This is a genomic window from Methylocystis heyeri, from assembly GCF_004802635.2.
GTDB lineage: Bacteria > Pseudomonadota > Alphaproteobacteria > Rhizobiales > Beijerinckiaceae > Methylocystis > Methylocystis heyeri.
Window position 1 is genome coordinate 3596133 of the sequence record NZ_CP046052.1, and the last position, 24106, is coordinate 3620238.

A 24106-nucleotide genomic window follows, 5' to 3' on the forward strand; every position below is an offset into this window, starting at 1 on the left:
GCTCCTCAGGGTGAAGGGACTGGTTTTCCAGACGCGCCTCTCGCGAGGATTCCAACTGATCGCCGCTGCAAGAAAAAAAGCCTCCCTCCCGACCGGGAGAGAGGCCTGATTTGTTCCCCGCAAGAGGGGGCGCGGATCAGTTCCCGACCACTTCCAAAAAGGCCTGGGCGGCTTCCTTGCGCTCGAACACATGGGGCGAAAGCCCGCGCTTGGTCATCGCTTCCTTCATTTTCAGGCGGGCGAAGGCGCTGGTCGCATAGCGCGCGGTGGTCGCGTAATAATGCTCCAGCATGTACTGGATCATCTCGGCGTAATCGTCATAGAGCGCCTCGGCGATCTTGGCGCCGTCGTGATTGACCACCGAATTCACCCGCTTGCCGACCTTCTGGCAGGCCTCGATAAGAGTCTTGCGCAGCTCGTCGACGTCCTTCTTGGTGCGGGCGTGCCAGCCTTCCAGATTGACGAAGAGAATATTGCGGTCGGGATCGTATTGAACCCGCTCGTGCAGATTGAGGTTGAGCAGTTCGGCCAGCAGCCCCATCGGCTCGTCGATGAAGAGGCGCTTGTCCATCAGCTCGGGCTCTTCGACGATGGGCTTGAACGCCATATGGGCGAGAATGTTCTTTTCGATGTCGACGCCGGGCGCGACCTCGATCAGCTCCATTCCCCTCTGGCCGAGCCGGAACACGCAGCGCTCGGTGACATAGATCACCGGCTGCTTGCGCTTTTGCGCAAATTTGCCGGAGAAGGTGATCTGCTCGACATAGTTGAGGAATTTGCGGTTGCGGCCTTCCTGCAGGATGTTGAGCTTGCCGTCCGCGATCTCGACCTTCAGCCCGCCGTTGGTGAAGGTGCCGGCGAACACCACGCTGCGGGCGTTCTGGCTGATGTTGATGAAGCCGCCGCAGCCGTTGAGACGGCCGCCGAACTTGCTGGTGTTGACATTGCCCTGGACGTCGCATTCGGCCATGCCGAGACAGGTCATGTCGAGGCCGCCGCCGTCGTAGAAATCGAACTGCTGGTTCTGCTGGATGATGGAATCGGCGTTGGTGGCGCCGCCGAAGCTCGATCCGCTGGCGAGCACGCCGCCGATGGCGCCGGCTTCCGTGGTCAGCGTTATGTAGGGAGTGAATTTTTCCTCATTGGCGACCGCCGAGATGCCCTCGGGCGCGCCGACGCCGAGATTGACGACGCCGTTCGGCGGCAGCTCGAAGGCGGCGCGCCGGGCGATGACCTTGCGCTCGTCGAGCGGCATTTTGGCCATGCCTTCCACCGGCACGCGGACTTCGCCGGCCAGCGCGGCGTTGTACATCACGCCATAATTCATGCGGTGCAGCTCGGGAGTGGGCGCGACCACCACGCAATCGACCAGAATCCCGGGGACCTCGACGTCCTTGGGCTTGATCGAGCCCTGCTCGACGATCCGCTCGACCTGGGCGATGACGATGCCGCCATTGTTTCTCGCCGCCATGGCCTGGGCCAGATTGTCGAGAACCAGGGTTTCCTTCTCCATGCTGATATTGCCGGAAGGATCGGCCGAAGTGCCGCGGATGAAGGCGACGTCGATCTTGGTGGCGATGTAGAACAGCCACTCCTCGCCCTGGATATTGTGATATTTCACGATATCCTCGGTCGTCACCTCATTGACCTTGCCGCCGCCGAAGCGCGGATCGACATAGGTGTAGAGGCCGACCTTGGAGAACAGCCCCGGCTGTCCGGCGGCGCAGGCGCGATAGAGCTGGGAGATCACCCCCTGCGGCAAATTGTAGCCGAGGATCTTATTGGCTTGCGCGGCCTCGGCGACCTTGGGCATGCGCCCGAAATTACCCGCGATGACCCGGCCCAGCAGACCCTCGTGATGGAGGCGCCCCGTGCCGAGCCCTTTGCTGTCGCCGGCGCCGGCCGTCATGATCAGGGTGAGGTTTTTCGGATGGCCGGTTTCGACGTAGCGCTGCTCCAGGCCCATATGCAGAGCCTCGGGGATGCAGCTCTGGACGAACCCCGAAGTGGTCACGACGTCATTATCCCGGATGAGGGCCATCGCCTGTTCCAGTGTTGTGACCTTGTTGTTCGCCATTCTTTTTCTTCCCCTCTTTGGCTCCACTCTTGGACGGCCGCCGAAGGACTGCCCCGGCTCCTGCGTCGATCTGGTGGATGAGCTCTGAAATAGCATGCCCAAGGCTAGAGATTGGGCGAAAATTTCGCAATAGGCGTGAGACGCCGCCGCTTTGGAGCGACGGCGGGCGGCGGCTCGCGACCTCGACCTCCCTTCTTGTGATAAAGGCGCAAATTCTGTCAAATTCCCGGTAGATGATTCCTGTCCCACAGCCGAAGGACCGGCGAGAAAGCCCGGCCCCGCGGAGCCCGCCATGACGATGCCACGCTCTTACCTTTATTTCCTCGCCGTTCCGCTCGTCTTCGTCGCCGATGCGGCTTTCGCCCATGCGATCGTCGTCGCCTCGACGCCGCTACCCAATGAAACGATCGCCGCTTCCGAAACCGAGGTGGAAGTCCGTTTCAACAGCCGGGTCGATCGCGCCCGCTCCCGCCTGACCCTGGTCGGGCCGGGCGGCGCCAGCGTCGTTTTGCCGCTGGCCGACGGCGCCGCCGAAACCCTCAAATCACGCGCGAGCGGGCTGGAGGACGGGCGCTATCGGATCCTGTGGCAGACCCTGAGCGTCGACGGCCATATCACCCACGGCGAGATTTCCTTCCAGGTAAAACGGTAAAGTCCTTGCAGCTATTCATCGAAATCTACGGCTTCCTCAACGTCACCCTGCGCGGGTTCATCCTCACGGCGCAATCGCTGACGCTCGGCGGGCTGGCCTTTCTCCTCCTGCCTGCGGTCGCCGAGGCGCGGCTCGGCGAGACCGCGCGGCGCCGCGCCGAGAGGCTGATTTTCTGGAGCGCCCTCGCGCTTTGCGCCGGGGAGGCGCTGGCCGCCGCGGCGCTCGGTTTCATGCTGAGCGGAACCCTCGGCCTTCCGGCGGGCGAGCTCCTCGGCGCCGAGGCCGTCAAAATCGATCTTCTCGCCTCGGTTCTCGCCGGCGCGGTCGCCTTTTTCATCAGTTCGCGGCGCGACGCCCTGCCGGCCGCGGGTCTCGCCGGATTGTTCCTGCTCGCGACGCAGATCGGCGCCACTCACGCCGCCAGCCGGCTCGATCACGTCGCCGGTCTCTATGTGGCGGAATTCGCCCATATGCTGGGCGTCGCGATCTGGATCGGCGGCATCCCCTATTTTCTCATCGCCTTAGGCGCGGCGCAAACGGGAAGCCGCCGCTATGTGGCGGCGCGTTTCTCGATGATTTCCGCCGCCGGCGTCGCGATGCTGCTCGGGGCCGGAGTCTATATGGCCGCCGATTATCTCGGGGAGCCCGAGGCGCTTTACGGGGCCTCCTATGGCGTCATGCTCACCGCCAAAGCCGGCCTGCTGCTCGGGCTGCTGCTGCTCGGCGGCATGAATTTCCTCACCGGACGGGAGCTTCGAACCGACCCCCGCGGATCGGTTTCGAGACTGCGCCGTTTCGCCGAAGTCGAGATCGGGGTCGGCCTGACGGCGCTTTTTTGCGCGGCTTCCTTGACCTCGCTGCCGCCGGCCCGGGACCTGCCCAACGACCGCGCCAGCTGGAACGAGGTGGTGGAACGGGTCGAGCCGCGCTGGCCCATCAGGCTGGAGAGCCCCGATCACGCCAGCCTCTCCACCTCTCAGCCGAGGATGATCGACCCCGGCGCCCCCCGCGCCTACGCCATGGGCGAGACCGCCGCGCCGCCCCGCAACGCCGAGGACATCGCCTGGTCGGAGTACAACCACCACTGGGCCGGGATTTTCGTCCTCCTCATGGGGCTGCTCGCCCTCGCCGAGCACGACCGCCGGCTTGCTCCCATCGCAAAACATTGGCCCTTGACCTTCCTCGGCCTCGCCGGCTTCCTGTTTCTGCGCGCCGACGAGGAAGTCTGGCCGCTCGGCCATCTCGGGCTGATCGAGAGCCTGCGCGATCCCGAGATCGCCCAGCACCGCCTGATGATCGTGCTGATCATCCTGTTCGGGCTGTTTGAATGGCGGGTGCGGCTCGGCAAGCTCAAGGCGGCCTGGGCGCCCTATGTGTTTCCCGTCACGACCGCGGTTGCGGCGGCCTTTCTGCTGACCCATTCCCACGGGCTCGCCAATCCCAAGGAGGAAATGCTGATCGAGATCACCCATACGCCGTTGGCGCTGGTCGGCGTCGCGGCGGGGTGGGCGCGCTGGCTGGAGCTGCGCCTCGACGACGGCCCGGCGCGTCGCATCGCGAGCCTCGTCTGGCCCGTGGCCTTCATCCTCGCCGGGCTGCTGCTGATGTTTTATCGGGAGGCATAGAGCATGTTCCCGAAAAGTGCGCAGCGGTTTTTGGACAAGAACATGCTCAGCGAAAGCCATGTTCCCGAAAAGCGCGCAGCGGTTTTTGGACAAGAACATGCTCAGCGAAAGCCATGTTCCCGAAAAGCGCGCAGCGGTTTTTGGAAAAAGAACATGTTCGACCAAAGCCATGTTCCCGAAAAGCGCCCCGCGGTTTTGGTTGAGGACATGCTCAGCCAATGACCCATGAACCGCGGCCGACTCTTCTTGGATCGAACGCGCGCTAAATTTAGTTCGATCCTTTGCGAGGCCGCCCATGTCCAACGCAAACCCGCCGCCGGCATCCTTGACCGACCGGATCGACACTTACGCCGACGCCATGGTGCGCGCCGCCGCCGGCCTCATCCTCATGCCCCACGGCGCCCAAAAACTTTTCGGCTGGTTCGGGGGCTCCGGCCTCGCCGCAGCGGAAAACTCCTTTCAGACCAAGCTCGGCCTTCCCGGCTGGCTGGCGGTCGCCGCGGGGATCGTCGAGTTTTTCGGCGGGCTCGCGCTCGCTCTGGGCCTTGGAACCCGCGTCGCCGCGGCGCTCATCGCGGCGCAAATGTTCTTCATCGTCTTTGCGGTGCATTGGAGCGCGGGTTTCTTCGCCCAGAAAGGCGGCTTTGAATATCCGCTGCTGTGGGGCGTCGTGGCGCTGTCCTACGCTATTCGCGGCGGCGGCCATTGCTCGCTGGACGCGGAGCTCAAGCGCCGGGCCTGACGCCCTTTCCGAGCGTCTCAAGCCGGGGCGCCACAAAAAATCGCGCCGGAGAGCCCCCCGGCGCGATTGTTCCATTCAGCCTGTCGGACCAGCCGGCCCTCAATCCACCAGGGCGGCCTTGCCGGCCTTGCCGAAGCGCTTGCGCTCGTTGGGATCGAGGTAGACCTTGCGCAGGCGGATCGACTTCGGCGTCACTTCCACGCGCTCGTCGTCCTCGATATAGGCCAGCGCCTTTTCCAGCGTCATCTGGATCGGCGGCGTCAGGCGCACGGCCTCGTCCTTGGACTGGGTGCGGATATTGGTGAGCTGCTTGCCCTTGAGCACGTTGATCTCGAGATCGTTGTCGCGGGTGTGCTCGCCGACGATCATGCCGCGATAGACCTTCCAGCCCGGCTCGATCATCATCGGGCCGCGGTCCTCGAGCTTCCACATGGCGTAAGCGACCGCCTCGCCCTGATCGTTGGAGATCAGCACGCCGTTGCGGCGGCCCTGAATCTCGCCCCGGTGCGGGGCGTATTCATGGAACAGGCGGTTCATGATGGCGGTGCCGCGGGTGTCTGTCAGAAGCTCGCCCTGATAACCGATCAGGCCGCGCGTCGGGGCGTAGAACACGAGACGCAGGCGGCCGCCGCCGGAGGGCCGCATCTCGACCATCTCGGCCTTGCGCTCGGCCATCTTCTGCACCACGACGCCGGAATGCTCTTCGTCGACGTCGATGACCACTTCCTCGATCGGCTCCAGAATTTCGTCGCCCTCGCCACGCTTGAACACGACCTGGGGACGCGAGACGCCGAGCTCGAAGCCTTCGCGGCGCATGTTCTCGATCAGGATGCCGAGCTGCAATTCGCCGCGGCCGGAGACGATGAAGGCGTCGCCCTGCGGCGAATCCTCGACGCGCAGCGCGACATTGCCTTCGGCTTCCTTATAGAGCCGCGCGCGGATCATGCGGCTCGTCACCTTGTCGCCTTCGGTGCCGGCGAGCGGCGAGTCGTTGACGAGGAAGGTCATGGACAGGGTGGGCGGGTCGATCGGCTGGGCCTGCAGCGGCTCGTTCACCTCGAGCGCGCAAAGCGTGTCGGCGACGTTGAATTTTTCGAGGCCCGCGATGGCCACGATGTCGCCGGCTTCGGCCTCCTCGATCGGCTGCCGCTCGATGCCGCGGAACGCCAGGATCTTGGAGACGCGGCCCTGCTCGACGACCTTGCCGGTGCGGTCCAGGACCTTCACGGCCTGGTTGGGCTTCACGCTGCCCGAGAACACGCGGCCGGTGATGATGCGGCCGAGATAGGGGTTCGCCTCCAGCAGCGTGCCGAGCATGCGGAAGCCGCCTTCCTCGACCTTGGGCTCGGGCACATGCTTGACCACGAGATCGAACAGCGGGGCCATGCCGTCCTGCGGGCCGGTGGGCTCCTCGGCCATCCAGCCCTGCTTGGCCGAACCATAGATGATCGGGAAGTCGAGCTGCTCGTCGGTGGCGTCCAGCGCGGCGAAGAGATCGAACACCTCATTGACGACTTCGGATACGCGGGCGTCCGGCTTGTCGACCTTGTTGACGCAGACGATGGGCTTGAGTCCGATCTTCAGCGCCTTGCCGACGACGAATTTGGTCTGCGGCATCGGGCCTTCGGCGGCGTCGACCAGCACGATCGCGCCGTCGACCATCGACAGGATGCGCTCCACCTCGCCGCCGAAATCGGCGTGGCCGGGGGTGTCGACGATATTGATGCGGGTGTCCTTCCAGGCGATCGAGGTCGCCTTGGCCATGATGGTGATGCCGCGCTCTTTTTCGAGGTCGTTGCTGTCCATCACGCGCTCGGCGACGCGCTGGTTGTCGCGGAAGGCGCCCGACTGCCGCAGCAGACAATCGACCAGGGTGGTTTTGCCATGGTCGACGTGGGCGATGATGGCGATATTGCGCAGCTTCATGGATTTGGCCAATGCCTGTTCAGTGACGCACGCCGCCGTTTCCGCGGCTTGAACCTTGCGCGCGCGGAAGCGGCGTGACGCCGATATTGCGATGCGGCATTACATATAGGAGCGAGAGCGGAAATGGAACCCGCAGCTTTGCGCCTCGCCGATCAGGCGCTCCGCCTGCGGCGGGCGCCGCCCTCGCGCGGCGCTCTTTCCTGCATCAGCCGCGGCAGAAGCAGGTGCGGGGAAACGCCTTCCCGGATCATCGCCCGCCGCAGCGGCCCCAGCGCCGTCATGATGACGAACCCCGCGCCGCGCAGCAGATCCACCGGCAATTGCGGAACGATCAGCGAACGGTTGAGAAGATCGACGCCGAGGGTGCGGAAGCCGATGTCGGCGCGGCGATGGCGGTCGTAGCGCGCCAATGCATGGCCGAGTTCGTGCGGGTTGGAGAGATCGACGCTGGCGAGGCAATCTTCGAGATCGGCGACGTCGCGCAGGCTCAGATTGAGGCCTTGCGCCCCGATCGGCGGAAAGACGTGGCAGGTTTCCCCGACCAGCGCGACCCGGCCGGTCGCATGGGTCGAAACCTTCATTCCGCCCATGCGGAACTGGCCGATCCCGCCCTCGATCTTCATGGCGCCGAATTTTCCGTGCGCGCGGTCTTCGAGCTCGAATTCGAGTTCTTCGCGCGGCTTGGCCAGCCGGCGGCTGGCGTCTGCGACGCTCATCAGCCACACCAGGCTGGAGCGGTGCGGCGCGCCTTCGCGCCCTTGCAGCGGCACCAGGGTGAAGGGACCGGAGCGGGTGTGGAATTCGGTGGAGATATTGTCATGCGGCTCCTCATGCGAGAGCAGCATGGTCAGGGCGACCTGGGGATAGGTCCATTCCCTGGTGTCGATGCCGGCGACGGCGCGCGCCCGGCTCTGGCGGCCGTCGGCGGCGACCACGAAATCGGCTTCGATCCTGCGCCCGTCCGCGAGCAGGGCGACCGCTCCGTCGCCGTCGAAGACGTAATCGGCGATGTCGGCCTCGACGATCTCGAAAGCCTGACGTTCCCGGGCGATCTCGAGGAGGATCGCCACCAGTTCGTCGTTGGAGATGTTTATGCCGAGGGCGGGCAGGCCGATCTCGCTCGATTTCAGCAGAAGGTCGGGCGTCGGCAGAAGCTGGGCGGTGTCGTCGATCATGCGAATCGCTTCGATCGGGCAGGCTTTTTCCCTGACCCTGGCGAGCGCTCCGATCGCCTCCAGAAAGCGCAGCGAGGCTTCGAACAGCGCCACGGTGCGCCCCGGCAGCGGCGGCGGGAACCGACCGGCGAGCGTCACCTTCAGTCCGGCGCGCGCGAAGGCGAGGGCGGCGGCGACCCCGGTCGAACCCGCGCCCGCGACGAGAATCTGCGTCTTTATCGTCTTTGTCTCTTCGCCCGAGTGTTCCAGCGCCATGACCCATTATCTCCGTGATCGGTCTTTATAGCGCCGACCGCTCCCGAGGGCGAGGCCCGGTCTTTGCGTGCGTCGATCGGCCCCTCCGCGCCGTCCGACAGGGCGTTTTCCCCCCGGAGTCGGGGTTTTCCGTTAATCACGCTCGACCCGCCCGCTTTGGCCCCAAACAAAATCGTGCGAAAAGCGCCCTTTGCATCAAGGCGGGCCAGCTCCGACAATGTTTCTTTCCATCGCCACCACCCATTCTCCGGCCACCGACCTCGGCTTTCTGTTGATGAAGCACCCGGATCGGACCCATGAGGTCGAACTCTCCTTCGGCAAGGCCGTCGTGTTTTTTCCGCAGGCCGACGCGCAGCGCTGCGAGGCGGCGCTCGCGCTCGATCTCGATCCGGTGGCGCTCGTGCGCGGTCGCGGCGGCGCCGACGGCGTGATGGACCAATATGTCAATGATCGCCCTTACGCCGCCTCGTCTTTTCTCTCGGTGGCGCTGAACAAGGCTTTTCGCACGGCGATGACCGGCGTATCGCGCGAGCGGCCGGAGCTGGCGCAAAGCGCGATCCCGCTGGAGATTACCATCGCGCCGCTACCCTCGAGCGACGATTTGCCGGAGCGCCTGTTCGCGCCGCTGGGCTGGCGGGTCGAGGCCCGGCGGATCGAAACCTCGCGCTATGTCGAGCTGCGCCTTTCCGGAACGCTGCGCCTCGCCGACGCGCTGAGCCATATTTATGTGCTGATCCCGGCGCTCGACGCGGACAAGCATTATTGGGTCGGCGATGACGAGGTCGGGAAACTGGTCTCCAAAGCCGGGCCTTGGCTCGCCGCCCACCCGGAAAGAGAGACCATCGCGCGGCGCTATCTCAAGAACAGGCGCGGCCTGGCCCGCGCCGCGCTCGCCCTGCTTCTGCAGGACCCGGCGCCGGATGAGCCGTCCGAGTCCACGCCGCGCCGCGAGGAAGCGCTGGAGGCGCCCCTGCGCCTGCACGACCGCCGGCTCGATACGGTAGCCGTGCTGCTGAAGGAGACGGGCGCCCGCGCCGTGGCCGATCTCGGTTGCGGCGAGGGCCGGCTGCTGCAACGGCTGGCGAAGGACCGCGCCTTCGAGAAGCTGATCGGAATCGACGCCTCCTCGCGCGATCTGGAGCGAGCCCGCGAGCGCTTGAAGCTCGATGTCGCGGGAGGCGCCTCGCGCGAGCGGGTGCAACTGCTGCACGGCGCGCTGACCTATCGCGACGCCCGCTGGGCCGAAGTCGACGCGGCCGCCCTGGTCGAGGTGATCGAGCATCTCGACGAGGATCGCCTGCCCGCGCTGGCCGACGCCGTGTTCGGCGCGGCGCGGCCAAAAGTCGTGATCGTGACCACGCCCAACGCCGAATATAACCGGCTGTTCGAAACCCTGCCGGATGGCCAGTTCCGCCACCCCGACCATCGGTTTGAATTCACCCGGCCGCAGTTCTCCGCCTGGGCGCAGGCGGTCGCCGAACGCTACGGCTATAGCGTCGCCTTCTCGGGCATAGGCGAAGAGCATCCCGAATTCGGTCCTGTCTCGCAGGTTGGAGTTTTTTCGCGATGAGGCCCGCCGATCCCACTTCGCTGGACATCCCCGATTTCTGCCTCGTCGTGCTGATCGGCGCCACCGGCTCGGGCAAGTCGAGCTTCGCCGCGCGCTGGTTCAAGCCGACCGAGGTAATCTCGTCCGATCATTGCCGCGGCCTCGTCTGCGACGACGAGAACGATCAGGCGATCTCCGCCGACGCCTTCGATCTCGTCGCGACAATCGCGGAAAAACGTCTGAAGCATCGACGGCTGGCGGTGATCGACGCCACCAATGTCCGCCCCGCCGACCGCAAAAACCGGGTCGAGCTGGCGCGGCGTTGGCACGCCCTGCCGGTCGCCATCGTCCTCGATCCCGGGCTCGAAACATGTATCGAGCGCAACAGGTCGCGGCCCGACCGCAACTTCGGTCCCGGCGTCCCCCACCACATGATAGCGGAAATCCGGCGGGGCTTGCGCGGCCTCGATAGGGAAGGCTTTCGCCAGATCTGGAAGCTCAACTCGGTTGAAGCCATCGACGCCGCCCGGATCGAACGGCGGCCGATGTGGACCGACCGGCGCGACGACCATGGCCCCTTCGACATCATCGGCGACGTGCATGGCTGCGCCGCCGAGCTGCGGGCCCTGCTCGATCGCCTCGGCTATGTGGTGTCCGGCGAGGGCGAGGCGCTCAAAATCGCCGCCCCGCATGGCAGAAAGCTCATTTTCGCGGGCGATCTGGTCGATCGCGGTCCGAATACGCCCGAGGTTCTGCGCATAGCGATGGCGGCGCAGGCGGCCGGGGTCGGCGACACGGTTCAGGGCAATCACGACCGCAAACTCTCGCGCTGGTTCGACGGACGAAAGGTGACGGTAAACCACGGCCTGCAGGAATCGATCGACCAGCTCGCGGACGAGCCGCCGGAGTTTCAGGGCCAGGTCAAGCGTTTCCTGTCCGATCTGCGCAGCCATTACTGGCTGGATGACGGCAAGCTCGCGGTCGCCCATGCCGGCTTGAAGGAGGAGATGATCGGCCGCGGCTCCTCCGCTGTGCGCGACTTTGCCCTGTTCGGCGAGACCACCGGCGAAACCGACCAGTTCGGCCTCCCGGTGCGGCTCGATTGGGCGGCGAAATATCGCGGCAGGACGGCGGTAGTCTATGGACACACGCCGACGCCCGAAGCCGAATGGGTCAACAACACCATCTGCATCGACACCGGCTGCGTCTTCGGTGGCAGGCTCACCGCTTTGCGCTGGCCGGAGCGCGAGACCGTCCAGGTTCCGGCGGCGCGGGTCTATTGCGAGCCCGTGCGCCCGATCGGGCCCGCGCCGGGGGCCCGAGCCGCCCAGGCCGAGGCCGACGATGCGCTCGACGCCGCCGATGTGCTGGGGCGGCGCTGGATCGACGTCGGCCTGATGAATCGCATCCCTGTCGCAGAGGAGAACGCCGCCGCGGCTCTGGAGGCGATGAGCCGCTTCGCCATCGCGCCGCAATGGCTGATCTATCTGCCGCCAACCATGTCCCCGGTCGAAACCAGCGCTCAGGAAGGCTTTCTGGAGCGCCCGGAAGAGGCCTTCGCCTTTTATCGCGAGCGCGGGCAGAGCGAGGTCGTGCTGCAGGAAAAGCATATGGGCTCGCGCGCCTGCCTCGCCCTCTGCCGGGACGCGGACGCGGCTCGCAGGCGGTTCGGCGTCGTCTCGGGAGAGAGCGGTGCGATCTGGACGCGCACCGGCCGCCCCTTTTTCCCTGACCGCAAGGAGACCGAGGCGCTGCTCGCGCGTTTGCGCGCCGCCTGCGACGCCGCCGGACTCTGGGAGGAATTGGAGACCGACTGGCTGTTGTTCGACGCCGAATTCATGCCCTGGTCGGCCAAGGCGGCGGCGCTCATCGAGCAGCAATATGCTCCGGTCGCCGCCGCGAGCCGGGCCGGCCTTACGCTTGCGCATGAGGCGGCGGCGCGCGCCGCGGCGCGCGGCGTTCCAATCGACGACTGGCGCGACAGACTGGCGGTGCGCGCGGAAAAGGCGGCGCGCTATGCCGAGGCGTGGCGCCCCTATGTCTGGCCGGTCGAATCGCTCGGCGATCTGAAACTGGCCCCTTTCCATCTGCTGGCGAGCGAGGGCGCCGCGCATTTCGACAAAGACCACCACTGGCATATGGCCATCGCCGAACGCCTCGCCGCGACGGGGACTCCGGGCATGACGACGACGCGCTGGCGCAAGCTGGTCCTCGACGACGAGGCCGCCTGCATCGACGCCGCCGCATGGTGGGAGGCGCTCACCGCATCAGGAGGCGAAGGCATGGTGGTCAAGCCGCGCGACTTTATCGCGCGCGGCGCCAAGGGGCTGATCCAGCCGGCGCTCAAGGTTCGCGGACAGGAATATCTGCGCATCATCTACGGGCCGGAATATGACTTGGCCGAAAACCTGGCGCGCCTGCGCCAGCGCGGCCTCGGCGCCAAGCGCGCCAACGCGCTGCGCGAATTCGCGCTCGGCCATGAAGCCCTGTCGCGCTTCGTGGCGCGGGCGCCGCTGCGCAAGACTCATGAATGCGTTTTCGCCGTTCTCGCGCTGGAGAGCGAGCCGATCGACCCGCGTCTTTAAGGTCGCCGACCGCGCTTTTTCGCCGGAGCAGCCCCAACGGCCGACTTAGTTTGCTATGCTGGCCCCGATTCCGATTGCAGGTTTGGAGACGATCATGGTCAAGGTTATTCGGGTGCATCGCGCCGGCGGGCCGGAAGTTCTCCAGCTGGAAGACATCGAGCTGCCCCCTCCCGGCCCCGGCGAGGTTCAGCTCCGCCATAGCGCCATAGGCGTCAATTACATCGACATCTATCGCCGCACCGGCGCCTATCCGGTCGAATATCCCTTCATTCCCGGACATGAGGGCGCAGGCGAAGTGATCGCGGTCGGCAAGGGCGTCGAGGATTTCGAGCCCGGCGACCGCGCGGCCTATGTCGGTCCCCTAGGCGCCTATAGCGAGGCCCGCAACATCGCCGCCTCCGCCCTGGTCCATCTGCCCAAGCGCCTGTCCTATGCCGACGGCGCCACCATGATGCTCAAGGGGCTGACCGCGCAATATCTGTTGCGCCGGACTTTTCGCGTGAAAAAGGGCCACAGGATATTGGTGCACGCCGGCGCCGGCGGCGTCGGCCGCCTGCTGTGCCAGTGGGGCAGCGCCCTCGGCGCCAAGGTCATCGCCACCGTCGGCAGCGAGGAAAAAGCCAGAATCGCCCGCGACGCCGGGGCCAAGCACGTCATTCTCTACCGCACGGAAAATTTTCCCGAGCGGGTGCGCGAGATCACCAAGGGAAGACTGTGCGACGTCGTCTATGACGGCGTGGGGGCTGACACTTTCCCCGCTTCGCTCGATTGCCTCGCGCCTTTCGGCCTGTTCGTGAGCTATGGCTCGGCTTCTGGGCCTGTCGGCGCCTTCGATCTCGGCCTGCTGGCGCAGAAAGGCTCGCTCTTCGCCACACGCCCCTCGCTTTTCACCCATATCGCCGACCGCGAGACCTATGAGGAAATGACCAGCGATGTGGAGCGCGCGCTCGAGCGCGGCCACATTGATTTCGAGGTCGCGGCGAACTACCCCCTCGCCGAGGCGGCCAAAGTGCATGAAGCGCTGGAAGCCCGCAAAACCGCGGGATCGATCGTGCTGATTCCTTAAGCGGGCCATGGGGCGGTTGGCTTCCGTCTGGGCCGAGCGCTCTGGTCTGACTAAGGTCTTTGCGTACGAGGTTTAATACTTATATGTCGCGCCCAAGCCAAATACATTCCGTGTATAGCTTGCCCCTGCAGCAGTCGACTCCAGCTGATAAAATGTATAGTTGGCCGTCGCCATGAGGTTGCGGGTGATTTCGTAATTGAATGTAAAGTTCCCGGTCCATGAATTATCGGTGCGTGTTCCGGACAAATAGCGGTAGTTCGCGTAGCCTCCTCTCAAAAGAAAGTTCCATTCCTTGGCTATTGCGTATTGAATGATCGCGGTCGCCTGAGTCACGAACGCAGAATTGCCGAGAGGGTTTGAATACAACGGCAAAGCGGCGTCCTGGAAGATCTCGTCGAGCGAGAGCGATACGGTCCAGGCTCTGGTCGGAAACCAGCTTACTTTTCCTCCGTAGACCGCGCTGGAATGCGTTCCTAATATGGAAGTGGCGAAATCCTGCTGTTGGAATCCGCCGTATATTTCCCCCTTGAACAGGCTGATGCGATCCGAACCGAGCCCGGTGATCACGCGGTAGCCTTGCGAATTAAAAAAGGTGCCGGCTGTCCACACGCCCGGAGCGATTACGCCATACGCGGTCTCGCTACTGTAATTGCGAACGTTTGCGGAACCCTCGACAAAAGAATAAACGGCGGGGGAAAAGGAATAGCCCAGCCGAGCGGTGGCGGTGCCAAGGAGATTGTCGCGATAGGCTTGAGGAAGCGAACCGACCGAGGTGAACAAGGAATCATAAGTCGTTTCGTAGGCGCTGGCGCTCAGACCCACGAACACCTTGTCGAAGCTTTTGACCGCAGACACAAACCCACCGACTGTATTACGCCGCTGCGGCGCCTTGATGGTCGCGCTGCCGTAAGGGGTGTACAAAAAGCCGTTCGAGTAAACATCGCTGTTGATATCGTATTCGGCGCCCAATCTGACGACGAGGTCGCGCTGAACCTCCCAGACATGCCCAACGCCCATTTCGCCGTTTATGAGGTTGCCCTGCCAGTTTCCGGGGTAGATGTTGAGGCTGCCGTTCACGAAGACTTTCGTGTGCTGAACGCCTCTGTCCCGATCTGCGATAAAAGTCGGTATCGCCTGGATGCCCTCGCCCTTCACCCGCTGCGTTTGAGCCAGATAAATATTATCGTCATGAATGCCGCCGAGGAATAAGCTCGGGTAGAGCATCCAGCCTTCGAAGGGGAGGCCCTGGTAATTGCGCGTCGGATTATCCCTCAGACTGCGCTGCGCCATGGGCTTGCTCGAGAACATGCCCAGCAGATCGTCAGTTTCTCCCGCGGGCCGCAGCGTCGGCTGAAGAACAACTGTCTGCGCATGGCCGGCGGAGCAACCTCCCAGCCAAGAAATGGTCGCCAGCGCGACGGCTGAAAGCCTTCTGGTTTCGGGACGAAGCTTTGGCGTTGCTTGACGTAACGGCAAACTTCGGGCCCCTCGATATGTGCGGCAAGCCGCGGATTTGTTTGTCTTTAATATGCGTTAACCTTTAGCGTGACTCGAAAGGAGCGTCAATGATTCGCCCCCTTGCCCAGATAAAGTTGGTTAACGTTTTGCAAATTCGCTCCCTGGTTCAGGGCGATAGGGCAGGGCGGCGTTTGCCCGCGCGGGCTGCCTCTCGGCCTTCTTCGGTTCGGCCTCGCGCCGTCGCGTCAAGTCAACCTCGCCAATCCGGAACACCGCCGCTCCGGATAGGCCGCCTACGGTTGCGCCGATAATCGTGTCGGGGCGGGCCGCCCTTCTGGAGCGTCCTTCGAGGCTTTTTGCGTTCCGCAAAAAGCACCTCAGGTTGAGGCGTCGGAGGGGCCACAGGACGTAGTGATCAACCGGATTTCTATAGCAAGAGGCGAGTTATGGAGCGTTCGGTGAACCGAACGGCGCTCCGTCGCATAGATCCCTTGAATCCCAGCGGCGCTCCTGCATCGCTTCTCCCAAGTCATTGACAGATACGTTTAAGTCACTAGAATTCCAGGCAACATAAATAGGTCTCCATACGAAAGCTTGGAGAGAGTGTTGATCTCATTATAAAGCGACTCGTCAGGGGCTGCTCCGGTAGCGAGGGATTTTACGGAGCCCGCTGTCACTCTGAAGCCAGTCTTAGCGGCTTGTCGTTTCTGTCTTCAATCTGCGACCTATAAAGCTTGCATTCCAAAGCCGTCTCCAGCAAGAGTATAAGTAAAGTCGCCGCCGCTTACGGTCTGTCGATATACGCCAGCGGTTTCAGAATCCCCGAGGCCAATTCTGGGTTGAATCGAGTCTGTTACGCGCGCTCTTAATGATGCGGCCTACAGCGTCGTGAATTAAAAAGCTTTCAAACGCAGCAAAAACCGGTTCGCGTCAAAAAACACGGTTTGAGTTGGGAATTATGGAGTCTTTCGGGTTCAATCTGAAAGATTCCAGCGCGTTCGACGTTCGCCGAGCCGCCCCGGTCATTCGGGGGATGGCGAGCGCTGACGAAAAGCGCGGCGGCTCGCGCGAAAGGCGAAATCCAAATTGGATCGCCGCGTAACTTTGAATCTGCAATTTACATAGGCTCAAACCTCATTTGAGGGCGCATGCTGGACAAACGTCAATCGCAAGAGCGTAGCGATGCGGCAGGCAAAGGCGCCGCGCGACTTGACGCCGGCGGGGCTTCGGCGAAAGAGAAGCCCTCCGATCCTTTCATGGAGCGCGCGGCGAAGGACGCCATTGCGCCCAGGCTCCCCGGGGTGACATTGCCCAAGTCCGGCGGCGCGGTCCGCGGTCTTGGCGAAAAATTCGCGGTCGCGGCGGCGACCGGAACATCCAATTTCTCGCTTCCTCTTTCGCTCAGCCCCGCGCGGATGACGCCGCAACTGAGGCTCGCTTACGATTCCGGCGCCGGCGCGGGCGTCTTCGGCCTCGGCTGGAGCCTTGATCTGCCGTTTGTGCGGAGAAAGACCGACAAAGGACTTCCCCAATATGACGATGCAGGCGAATCGGACGTCTTCATACTTTCCGGCGCGGAGGACCTCGTCCCCGTGCTGGATGCGAAGGGCGATCGGCTCGTCCTCCCCCGCAGGGCGTTCAAGGTCGATTACGAGATCGCCTATTACCGCCCGAGGATCGAAGGTTTGTTCTCGCGCGTCGAGCGCTGGCGCGCGGTGCAATCCGGAGTCGTCCATTGGCGGACGATCTCTCGTGACAATGTGATCTCGATCTATGGCGATGTGAGCGAAAGCTGCGTCGCAGATCAGGACCCCGCGCATCCCGGCCGGATCTTCGAGTGGCGCATCAGCAAGACTTTCGACGACAAGGGCAATGCGGCCTTCTATGTCTATGGCCGTGAAGACGGCGTCGGAGTCGACGCATCCGCCGCGCATGAAGCGAACCGCACGGAAGTCGCGCGCAAGGCGCAGATTTATCTGCGCAAGGCGCTCTATGGCAATCGCACACCCTATGTCGTCGATTTCACCGCCGACGCGGAGCCGGCCGCGCCGACCGACTGGATGTTTGCGCTCAGCCTCGATTACGGCGATCACAGCGCCGGCGGCGTCGATCCCGACGGCTCCTGGCCGGTGCGTCCCGATCCCTTCTCGTCCTATCGTTCAGGCTTCGAGGTCCGAACCTATCGCCGCGTGCAGCGGCTGCTGTTCTTCAACAATTTCCCCGGGGAGCCGAGCGTGGGCGCGCAGGGCCTCGTGCGCTCGATCGACCTCGTCTATTCGGACCAGACCGCGTCGCCCGATCCGACGAGCTCGATCCACAGCTTCCTCGAGTCGATCACGCTGACCGGCTATCGCAGGGACGAAAAGGGCCTGCATGCGAAGAGCCTGCCGCCGCTCGAATTCGATTACACGCGCGCGACCCTGGACCCCACCGTGCGCGCCGTCGATCGCGAGAGCCTCGGCAATCTGCCGGAGGGCGTCGACGGCGCGCGCTTCCGCTGGCTCGATCTCGATGGCGAGGGCCTGTCGGGTATCCTCTCGACGACTCCAGGCGCCTGGTATTTCAAGCGCAATCTGAGCGCGGCCCATCTCGCCGGAGCCGCGACGCCGGCGCCCTTGTTCGGGGAGATGCGCGAGGTCGCGCGGACGCCGGGGCATTGCGATCTGAGCGGGCGTCAACTGCTCGCGCTCGACGGCGACGGCATGATCGACGTCGTAGCGCTCTCGGGGTCGGAGCCGGGATTTTACAAGCGCACGGACGAGCGCGATTTCGCGCCCTTCAAACGCTTCGAAACCCTGCCGCAGATCGACTGGGGCGATCCCAATCTAAAATTTATCGACGTGACCGGCGACGGGCTCGCCGACATTCTGATCAGCGAAGACGGCCTTTTCACCTATCATGCGTCGCTCGGCTCCGCCGGCTTCGACACGGCAAAATTCGTGCGCATGCCGTGGGACGAAGAGCAAGGCCCCAGAATCGTCTTCGCCGATGGAACGGAGACGATCTTCATCGCCGACATGTCGGGCGACGGGCTCAACGACATCGTGCGCGTGCGCAATGGCGAAACGGCCTATTGGCCCAATCTGGGCTATGGGCGTTTCGGCGCCAGAGTCACGTTGGACCGCGCCCCGCGCTTTGATTCCGAGGACGTTTTCGACGCCAGGCGCATTCGCCTCGCCGACATAGACGGTTCGGGCGGCGCCGATGTCCTCTATGTCGCGCGTGACGGCGTGCGGGTATGGTTCAACCAATCCGGCAACGCCTTCTCGGCGCCGACGCTCCTCGCCGTCTTTCCCGCCGCCGACGCGCTGCATAGCGTGCAGACGGTCGATCTGCTGGGGACCGGAACGAGCTGCCTCGTCTGGTCGTCGCCTCTGCCGCAGAGCGGCGCGGCGCCGCTGCTCTATGTCGATCTGATGGGCGGCGTGAAACCGCATCTGATGGTCGCCACGAGGAACAATCTCGGCGCCGAGACCCGCGTCGCCTACGCCCCTTCGACGCGTTTCTATCTCGAGGATGAGAAAGCCGGCCGACCCTGGATCACGCGGCTGCCTTTCCCGGTGTGGACGGTCGAGCGCGTCGAGACGATCGATTGGATCGGCCGCAACCGTCTCGTGACGCGATACGCCTATCATCACGGCTTTTTCGACGGGCTCGAGCGCGAATTCCGCGGCTTCGGCATGGTCGAGCAGTGGGACGCCGAGGAATTCCGCGAAGACACGCAATTTGCCGACGGGCCTTTCGCCAATTGGAGCGCCCTCTCCTCGACGCCGCCGATCCTCACGCGGACTTGGTTCCACACCGGCGCCTTCATCGACGCCGGGAAGGTGACGCGGCAATATGAGAGCGAATATTGGCTGGAGCCGGCTTTGCGGGGGCCGCCGGCGGCGAGCGGGCTCGCGGCGATGCGGCCGGTCGACAGCTCCCTGCCGCAGGGGCTGACGCCGCAGGAGACGCGCGAGGCCTATCGCGCGCTGAAGGGCCGCGCCATCCGGGTCGAGGTCTTCGACGCCGACGCCATCGGGCCGATCGGCAATCCCTACAGCGTCGTCGAGAGCAATTTCACCGTCCTGCGGCTGCAGGGCTTCGGGCCGAACCGCCACGCCTGTTTCTTCGTCCATCCGCGCGAGTCGATCTCGCTGCATTACGAGCGCCATGCCACAGACCCGCGGGTCACCCATGAGGCGACGCTGGAGACCAACGCCTATGGCGAGGTCCTGCGCGCGCTCTCGATCGGCTATCCGCGGCGCGCCGGGCCATCGCCGGAGCCCGGGCTCGACTCGGCGACGCAAAATCGGCTGAGCTATGATCAGGTGCGCCTGCATATGCGCGGCTTCGCGCGGCGCGACACCAAGGCGATCGACGACATACAGCAATATCCGGACGTCTATCGCGCGCCGCGCGCCGCCGCGGCCGACATTGCCGAGATTACGGGCGCGACGCCCAGCGACAAGGGCTTCGGCGTCGCAAGCCTCTTCAGCTTCGAGGAGCTCGACGGCCCGCCGGCAAAGCCGGGAATCTGGCAAATCGCCTGGTCCGGCGCGCATGACGTTCCCTATGAAGCTGTTCCCGGCGCCGACGTCGACGGGGGCGGCGTCGCCGCTGCGACGCCGACGCGCCGTTTTCTCGCCAGGACCCGCACGCGCTACCGCAGCGACGATCTTTCGACCCTGTTGCCGGTCGGCGACCTGCAGTCTCTGGCCATCCCCGGCGAGGGCTATCGCGCGGCCCTGACGCCGACGCATGTCGCGGCGGTCTTCGGCGCGCTCGCGCCGGACGCCGTGCTGGCGGAAGCGGGCTATGTCGCCCTGCCGGGAGAGGCCGAATGGTGGACGCCTTCCGGGCGCGCCTGTTTCTCGCCCGGGGACGCCGACACGCCGGCGCAGGAATTGGCTTACGCGCGCGCGCATTTCTTCCTGCCTTTCCGTCTCGTCGATCCGTTCAAAGGCGTCGCGCGCGTCGCCTACGACGCCGATTCCCTGCTCGCGGTTTCCGTGACCGACGCTGTGGGCAATGTGACGAGCTGCTCGAACGACTATCGCGTCCTCTCGCCGGCCTCGATCACCGACGCCAACCGCAATCGGACGGAAGCCGCCTTCGACGCGCTCGGCCTCGTCGTCGCGACCGCGGTCAAGGGCAAGACCACAGAGACTCTCGGCGACTCGCTCGCGGGCGTCACCATCGACCTCGACGATGCCACCGTCGCCAATTTCTTCGCCGATCCGCTGACCGCGGCTCCGGCGCTGATCGGCGCCGCCACGAGCCGCGTCGTCTATGACGTCGACGCCTATCGGCGCACGCGCACGAGCGCTGAGCCGTCGCCGCCGGCGTCAGCCGCGATCTCGCGCGAGACGCATGCCGCCGATCTCGCCGCGGCCGGAGGCGCCGCCCCGGCCTTTCAAGTCGCGCTCTCTTACAGCGACGGCTTCGGCCGCATCGCGCAGCAGAAGGCGCGCGTCGCCCCGGGGCCGCTCGTCGCGCACGGTCCCGAAATCTCGCCGCGCTGGCTCGGCTCGGGTTGGACCGTCTTCAACAACAAGGGCCAGTCGATCCGGCGCTACGAGCCTTTCTTCTCGTCGACGAGCGCCTTCGAATTCGCCGCGCAATCGGGCGTCAGCGTCCTGATGTTTTACGATCCGGCCGGGCGGGCCGTCGCGACCCTTCATCCCGATTCGACTTGGGAAAAGACGGTCTTCGACGCCTGGCGCCAGGAAAGCTGGGATCGCAACGACACCGTCCTCATCGCCGATCCGCGCGCCGACGCGGATGTCGGCGCCTATTTCGAGCGCGCGCTGGGGGCGGGCGCATTCACCTCCTGGCGCGCGGCGCGGATCGGGGGAGGCTTCGGCGCCGACGCGCAAGCGCAGGCTGCCGAGCAGGATGCCGCGACCAAGGCGAGCGCGCATGCGGCGACGCCGACCCTATCCCACCTCGATGCGTTGGGACGCACATGCATCGTCGTCGTCGACAATGGCGGCGGCGCGCGCTACCCCGCGCGCAGCGCGCTGGACACGGAGGGCAAGCCGCTCGCCGTGTTCGACGCGCTCGGACGGCGAACGCAGGAGCACGTGTTTCGAACCTCGGCGTCCGGCGGCGTCGCCTATGTCGCGGGCGTCGACATGGCGGGCCAGCCGCTCTACCACGTCAACGCCGACGCCGGCGCGCGGCGCAGCCTCAACGACATCGCAGGCAAGCCGATCCGCAGCTGGGACGCGCGCGGACAGACCTTCCGCTATGTCTACGACGCCGCGCGCCGCCCCAAGGCGCGTTATGTCAGCGTCGGCGGCGCTCCGGAAATATTGCTCGACCTCAGCGTCTGGGGCGAGGGCCATGCCGACGCCAATCTGTGCGGGCGGCTGTTTCGTCACTATGACGGCGCAGGTTATCTCGAGAACTCGCGCTACGACTTCAAGGGCAATCTCGTCTCCTATGCGCGCCAGCTAGCCTCGGTCTATCGGCAGAGCCCCGACTGGTCGCCGCTCGCCGCGCTGACGGACGCTGCGTCGCTCGACGCCGCCGCGGCGGCCGCGAATCTCGTTCAAACCGGGGATGGCGGCCGCGATCGCTTCGTCGGCGGCGCCGTCTATGATGCGCTGAACCGGGTCATGCAGACGACATCCCCGGTCAATGCGACCATGCGCCCCAATGTCACGCAGCATGGATATGACGCCGGAGGCCAGCTGACGACGATCGACGTCTGGCTGCAGCAGGCCGCGGCGCCCGCGGGCCTGCTCGATCCGGCGACGGCGGATCGTCACGTAGTGACGTCCATCGCCTATAATGCGCGGGGACAGCGCGCCTCGGTCGCCTATGGGAACGGCGCCGTCACGACATATGGTTACGATCCGCTCACCTTCCGGCTCAGGCGTCTTTCGACCTTGCGACCGCCGGGCTTTCCCGCTTCGGCGCAAACGGCTCAGGACCTGAGCTACTTTTACGATCCCGTCGGCAATGCGACCCGCATCCGCGACGACGCCGACCTGCAAAATGTGATCTACTTCAACAACCAGCGCATCGAGCCGTCGAACGATTACGCCTATGATCCGCTCTACCGGCTGATCGCGGCGAGCGGGCGCGAGCATCTCGGCCAGACCGGTGGCGCGCTGAACGCCGCGGCGCAGCCGACCGACGACGATTCCTTGCGTATGCGCCTGCCGCAGCCCGGCGACGGCAATGCGATGGGAATCTATCTCGAGACCTACGCCTATGACGCGATCGGCAATATCCTCTCGATGAGCCACAAAGTCGCCTCGGGCGGATGGGCGCGGCGCTATGGATACAGCGAGCCCTCGCGCATCGTTGCGGGCGAGACCGGCAACCGCCTCAGCGCGACGAGCCTGCCGGGAGATCCGGCGCCCGGCCCCTTCTCCGCGACCTATGGCCACGACGCTCACGGCAATATGATCCACATGCCGCATCTTGCGGCCATGGCCTGGAGCGAGGACGACCACCTGCGCGCGACGACGCGCACTGTCGGCGGCGCGAACCCGCCGACGACCTATTACACCTACGACTCCAGCGGCGAGCGCGTGCGCAAGATTTCCGAGAACCAGCTCGGCAAGCGTGCGGCGGAGCGCATCTATCTCGGCGGCGTCGAGATCTACCGGCAATTTGCGAGCGACGGGTCGACAATCGATCTGGCGCGCGAGACCTTTCCTGTCGCGGCGGGCGATCATGTCGTCGCCCGCGTCGAGATGCGGACCTCGGGAAGCGATGCGGGGCCGGCGCAGCAGGTGCGTTATCAGTTCTCCAACCATCTGCACTCGGCGGCGCTGGAACTCGGCGACGCCGGCGAGGTGATTTCCTACGAGGAGTATTTCCCGTTTGGATCGACGTCCTATCAGGCGGTCGCGCGCCAGACGGACGTTTCAAGGCGATACCGATTTACGGGTAAAGAACGGGATGAAGAAAGCGGGCTGCATTATCACGGCGCGCGCTACTATGCGGCTTGGCTGGGACGGTGGACCGCGTGCGATCCGGGAGGATTGAGCGACGGCTTCGACGTTTACAGCTATGTCAGAAACAATCCCATCCGACTTTTCGATCCGGACGGGATGAGAGGATCCGATCCGGAATACGAAAAGACCGCCCCGAAGATCATCGCCCAGAAAGATCCGGAGATCGGTGCGCTGTTGAAGGGACAGCATATCGGTCAAGCTGTTGAGACGCCGGTAGCGTCGGGCGCAAAAAATGCCGCAGGACATCGCTGGAAGCTCGAAATCCGAAAATCGGGGGACACCGGAAGCTACACGGCGCCGAAAAAAGAGGACGCGATCAAAATAACGGTTGCGACGGATCTGAGCCACGGTCAGAACGAGATCTTTGCCAAGTCGGTGAAAGGAACGCCAAAAGAGCAATATGAGATGGTGTTCGCCTCCCATTTGCATCACGAATTGATACACGCGCAATTGATGATGGAAAAACACCTGCCCGATAACTCTACAAAGCTATCGAGCACGACGAAAAAATTCAGGGAATTCGCCGCAAAGCTGGAACCGTTCCGCGGCGCCTTCCAGGCAGCCTTGAAGGCGTATGTCGACGACGTAAACGCGAAGACGGCAGGACATACGAAAGCTCAACTTTCGCAGAGCGATCTCGATAATGTTTTCGACAAATTCGTCGAGGAGAAATTCGTGTTCGACACCATTAAGAAACTATATGGTTTCGGCGCTCCAAATAAGCTAATAGCCGAGAGATATGTGGAGAATTTCATCGCAAATCTCGCTTATGCAAAGATAAAATATTCAACTATACCAGAAAATGTAAATGTGGTCTCGCGGGAAAGGCTCGACAAAGATCGGGATGATTTCGCAAAGATGACGACTTTCAGTTCGAACAAGCTCGTTCATGCGGTCTCGACGATGTTCGATGCGGCGGACGGCAAGCCTGTCGAATTGATGATGCCGGATATTACGAGCACTATACTGTATAATCAGCAGTATAATCGCCCGGTGGATATAGGCGGCAAATTTGTAAAGTAAAATTTCCCGACGAAG

Annotated in this window: 12 protein-coding genes; 8 read left to right on the forward strand and 4 right to left on the reverse strand. The window is 64.2% G+C overall.

Annotation, left to right across the window (positions count from 1 at the left end; all coding sequences use genetic code 11):
* Window positions 1-136: 136 nt before the first annotated feature.
* A complete protein-coding gene (locus tag H2LOC_RS16275; protein WP_136497931.1) occupies window positions 137-2077 on the reverse strand; it encodes an acyl CoA:acetate/3-ketoacid CoA transferase in 1941 nt (646 codons plus the stop codon).
* 292 nt (window positions 2078-2369) lie between these two features.
* Here H2LOC_RS16275 and H2LOC_RS16280 point away from each other — a divergent pair, with 292 nt between their 5' ends.
* From H2LOC_RS16280 to H2LOC_RS16295, 4 genes are all read left to right on the forward strand, one after another.
* Window positions 2370-2729, forward strand: a complete 360-nt coding sequence (locus H2LOC_RS16280; protein ID WP_136497930.1) for a copper resistance CopC family protein — start codon at window positions 2370-2372, stop codon at window positions 2727-2729.
* Window positions 2730-2734: 5 nt separating this feature from the next.
* Complete coding sequence (locus H2LOC_RS16285) at window positions 2735-4354, forward strand: copper resistance D family protein (RefSeq protein WP_136497929.1); 1620 nt, start codon at window positions 2735-2737, stop codon at window positions 4352-4354.
* A gap of 3 nt (window positions 4355-4357) precedes the next feature.
* A complete protein-coding gene (locus tag H2LOC_RS16290; RefSeq protein WP_136497928.1) occupies window positions 4358-4576 on the forward strand; it encodes a hypothetical protein in 219 nt (72 codons plus the stop codon).
* Between the two features lie 73 nt (window positions 4577-4649).
* Window positions 4650-5096 carry a DoxX family protein gene (locus H2LOC_RS16295; protein ID WP_136497927.1) on the forward strand — a complete coding sequence of 149 codons (447 nt, stop codon included), beginning with the start codon at window positions 4650-4652 and terminating at the stop codon, window positions 5094-5096.
* 99 nt (window positions 5097-5195) lie between these two features.
* Here the strand turns inward: H2LOC_RS16295 and typA are convergent, their stop codons facing one another.
* Entirely contained in the window at window positions 5196-7022 is a 1827-nt protein-coding gene (typA, locus tag H2LOC_RS16300) for a translational GTPase TypA (protein WP_136497926.1), read from the reverse strand.
* 152 nt (window positions 7023-7174) lie between these two features.
* Window positions 7175-8452: an FAD-dependent monooxygenase gene (locus H2LOC_RS16305; RefSeq protein ID WP_154331694.1), complete on the reverse strand. Its 1278-nt coding sequence runs from the start codon at window positions 8450-8452 to the stop codon at window positions 7175-7177.
* Between the two features lie 217 nt (window positions 8453-8669).
* Between H2LOC_RS16305 and H2LOC_RS16310 the strand changes: the two genes are divergently transcribed.
* The 3 genes from H2LOC_RS16310 to H2LOC_RS16320 all read left to right on the forward strand — a co-directional run bounded on the left by H2LOC_RS16310 (window position 8670) and on the right by H2LOC_RS16320 (window position 13652).
* A complete protein-coding gene (locus tag H2LOC_RS16310; RefSeq protein WP_136497925.1) occupies window positions 8670-10022 on the forward strand; it encodes a 3' terminal RNA ribose 2'-O-methyltransferase Hen1 in 1353 nt (450 codons plus the stop codon).
* Window positions 10019-12586, forward strand: coding sequence for a polynucleotide kinase-phosphatase (locus tag H2LOC_RS16315; RefSeq protein WP_136497924.1), 2568 nt, complete (start codon window positions 10019-10021; stop codon window positions 12584-12586). Before H2LOC_RS16310 ends, H2LOC_RS16315 begins: the two co-directional genes overlap by 4 nt.
* 94 nt (window positions 12587-12680) lie before the next feature.
* Window positions 12681-13652: a quinone oxidoreductase family protein gene (locus H2LOC_RS16320; RefSeq protein ID WP_136497923.1), complete on the forward strand. Its 972-nt coding sequence runs from the start codon at window positions 12681-12683 to the stop codon at window positions 13650-13652.
* 72 nt (window positions 13653-13724) lie between these two features.
* Here H2LOC_RS16320 and H2LOC_RS16325 read toward each other — a convergent pair whose 3' ends face one another.
* Window positions 13725-15128, reverse strand: coding sequence for an outer membrane beta-barrel protein (locus H2LOC_RS16325; protein ID WP_136497922.1), 1404 nt, complete (start codon window positions 15126-15128; stop codon window positions 13725-13727).
* 1130 nt (window positions 15129-16258) lie between these two features.
* Here H2LOC_RS16325 and H2LOC_RS16330 point away from each other — a divergent pair.
* Window positions 16259-24091 carry a SpvB/TcaC N-terminal domain-containing protein gene (locus tag H2LOC_RS16330; protein ID WP_154331695.1) on the forward strand — a complete coding sequence of 2611 codons (7833 nt, stop codon included), beginning with the start codon at window positions 16259-16261 and terminating at the stop codon, window positions 24089-24091.
* Window positions 24092-24106: the final 15 nt, after the last annotated feature.

What these genes read in the sequence shown, in the direction of transcription:
- H2LOC_RS16295 (WP_136497927.1), top strand. Translation starts at nt 4,650, where the DNA reads ATGTCCAACGCAAACCCGCCGCCGGCATCCTTGACCGACCGGATCGAC.
- typA (WP_136497926.1), bottom strand. Translation starts at nt 7,022, where the DNA reads ATGAAGCTGCGCAATATCGCCATCATCGCCCACGTCGACCATGGCAAA.
- H2LOC_RS16280 (WP_136497930.1), top strand. Translation starts at nt 2,370, where the DNA reads ATGACGATGCCACGCTCTTACCTTTATTTCCTCGCCGTTCCGCTCGTC.
- H2LOC_RS16275 (WP_136497931.1), bottom strand. Translation starts at nt 2,077, where the DNA reads ATGGCGAACAACAAGGTCACAACACTGGAACAGGCGATGGCCCTCATC.
- H2LOC_RS16330 (WP_154331695.1), top strand. Translation starts at nt 16,259, where the DNA reads ATGCTGGACAAACGTCAATCGCAAGAGCGTAGCGATGCGGCAGGCAAA.
- H2LOC_RS16310 (WP_136497925.1), top strand. Translation starts at nt 8,670, where the DNA reads ATGTTTCTTTCCATCGCCACCACCCATTCTCCGGCCACCGACCTCGGC.
- H2LOC_RS16290 (WP_136497928.1), top strand. Translation starts at nt 4,358, where the DNA reads ATGTTCCCGAAAAGTGCGCAGCGGTTTTTGGACAAGAACATGCTCAGC.
- H2LOC_RS16305 (WP_154331694.1), bottom strand. Translation starts at nt 8,452, where the DNA reads ATGGCGCTGGAACACTCGGGCGAAGAGACAAAGACGATAAAGACGCAG.
- H2LOC_RS16320 (WP_136497923.1), top strand. Translation starts at nt 12,681, where the DNA reads ATGGTCAAGGTTATTCGGGTGCATCGCGCCGGCGGGCCGGAAGTTCTC.
- H2LOC_RS16315 (WP_136497924.1), top strand. Translation starts at nt 10,019, where the DNA reads ATGAGGCCCGCCGATCCCACTTCGCTGGACATCCCCGATTTCTGCCTC.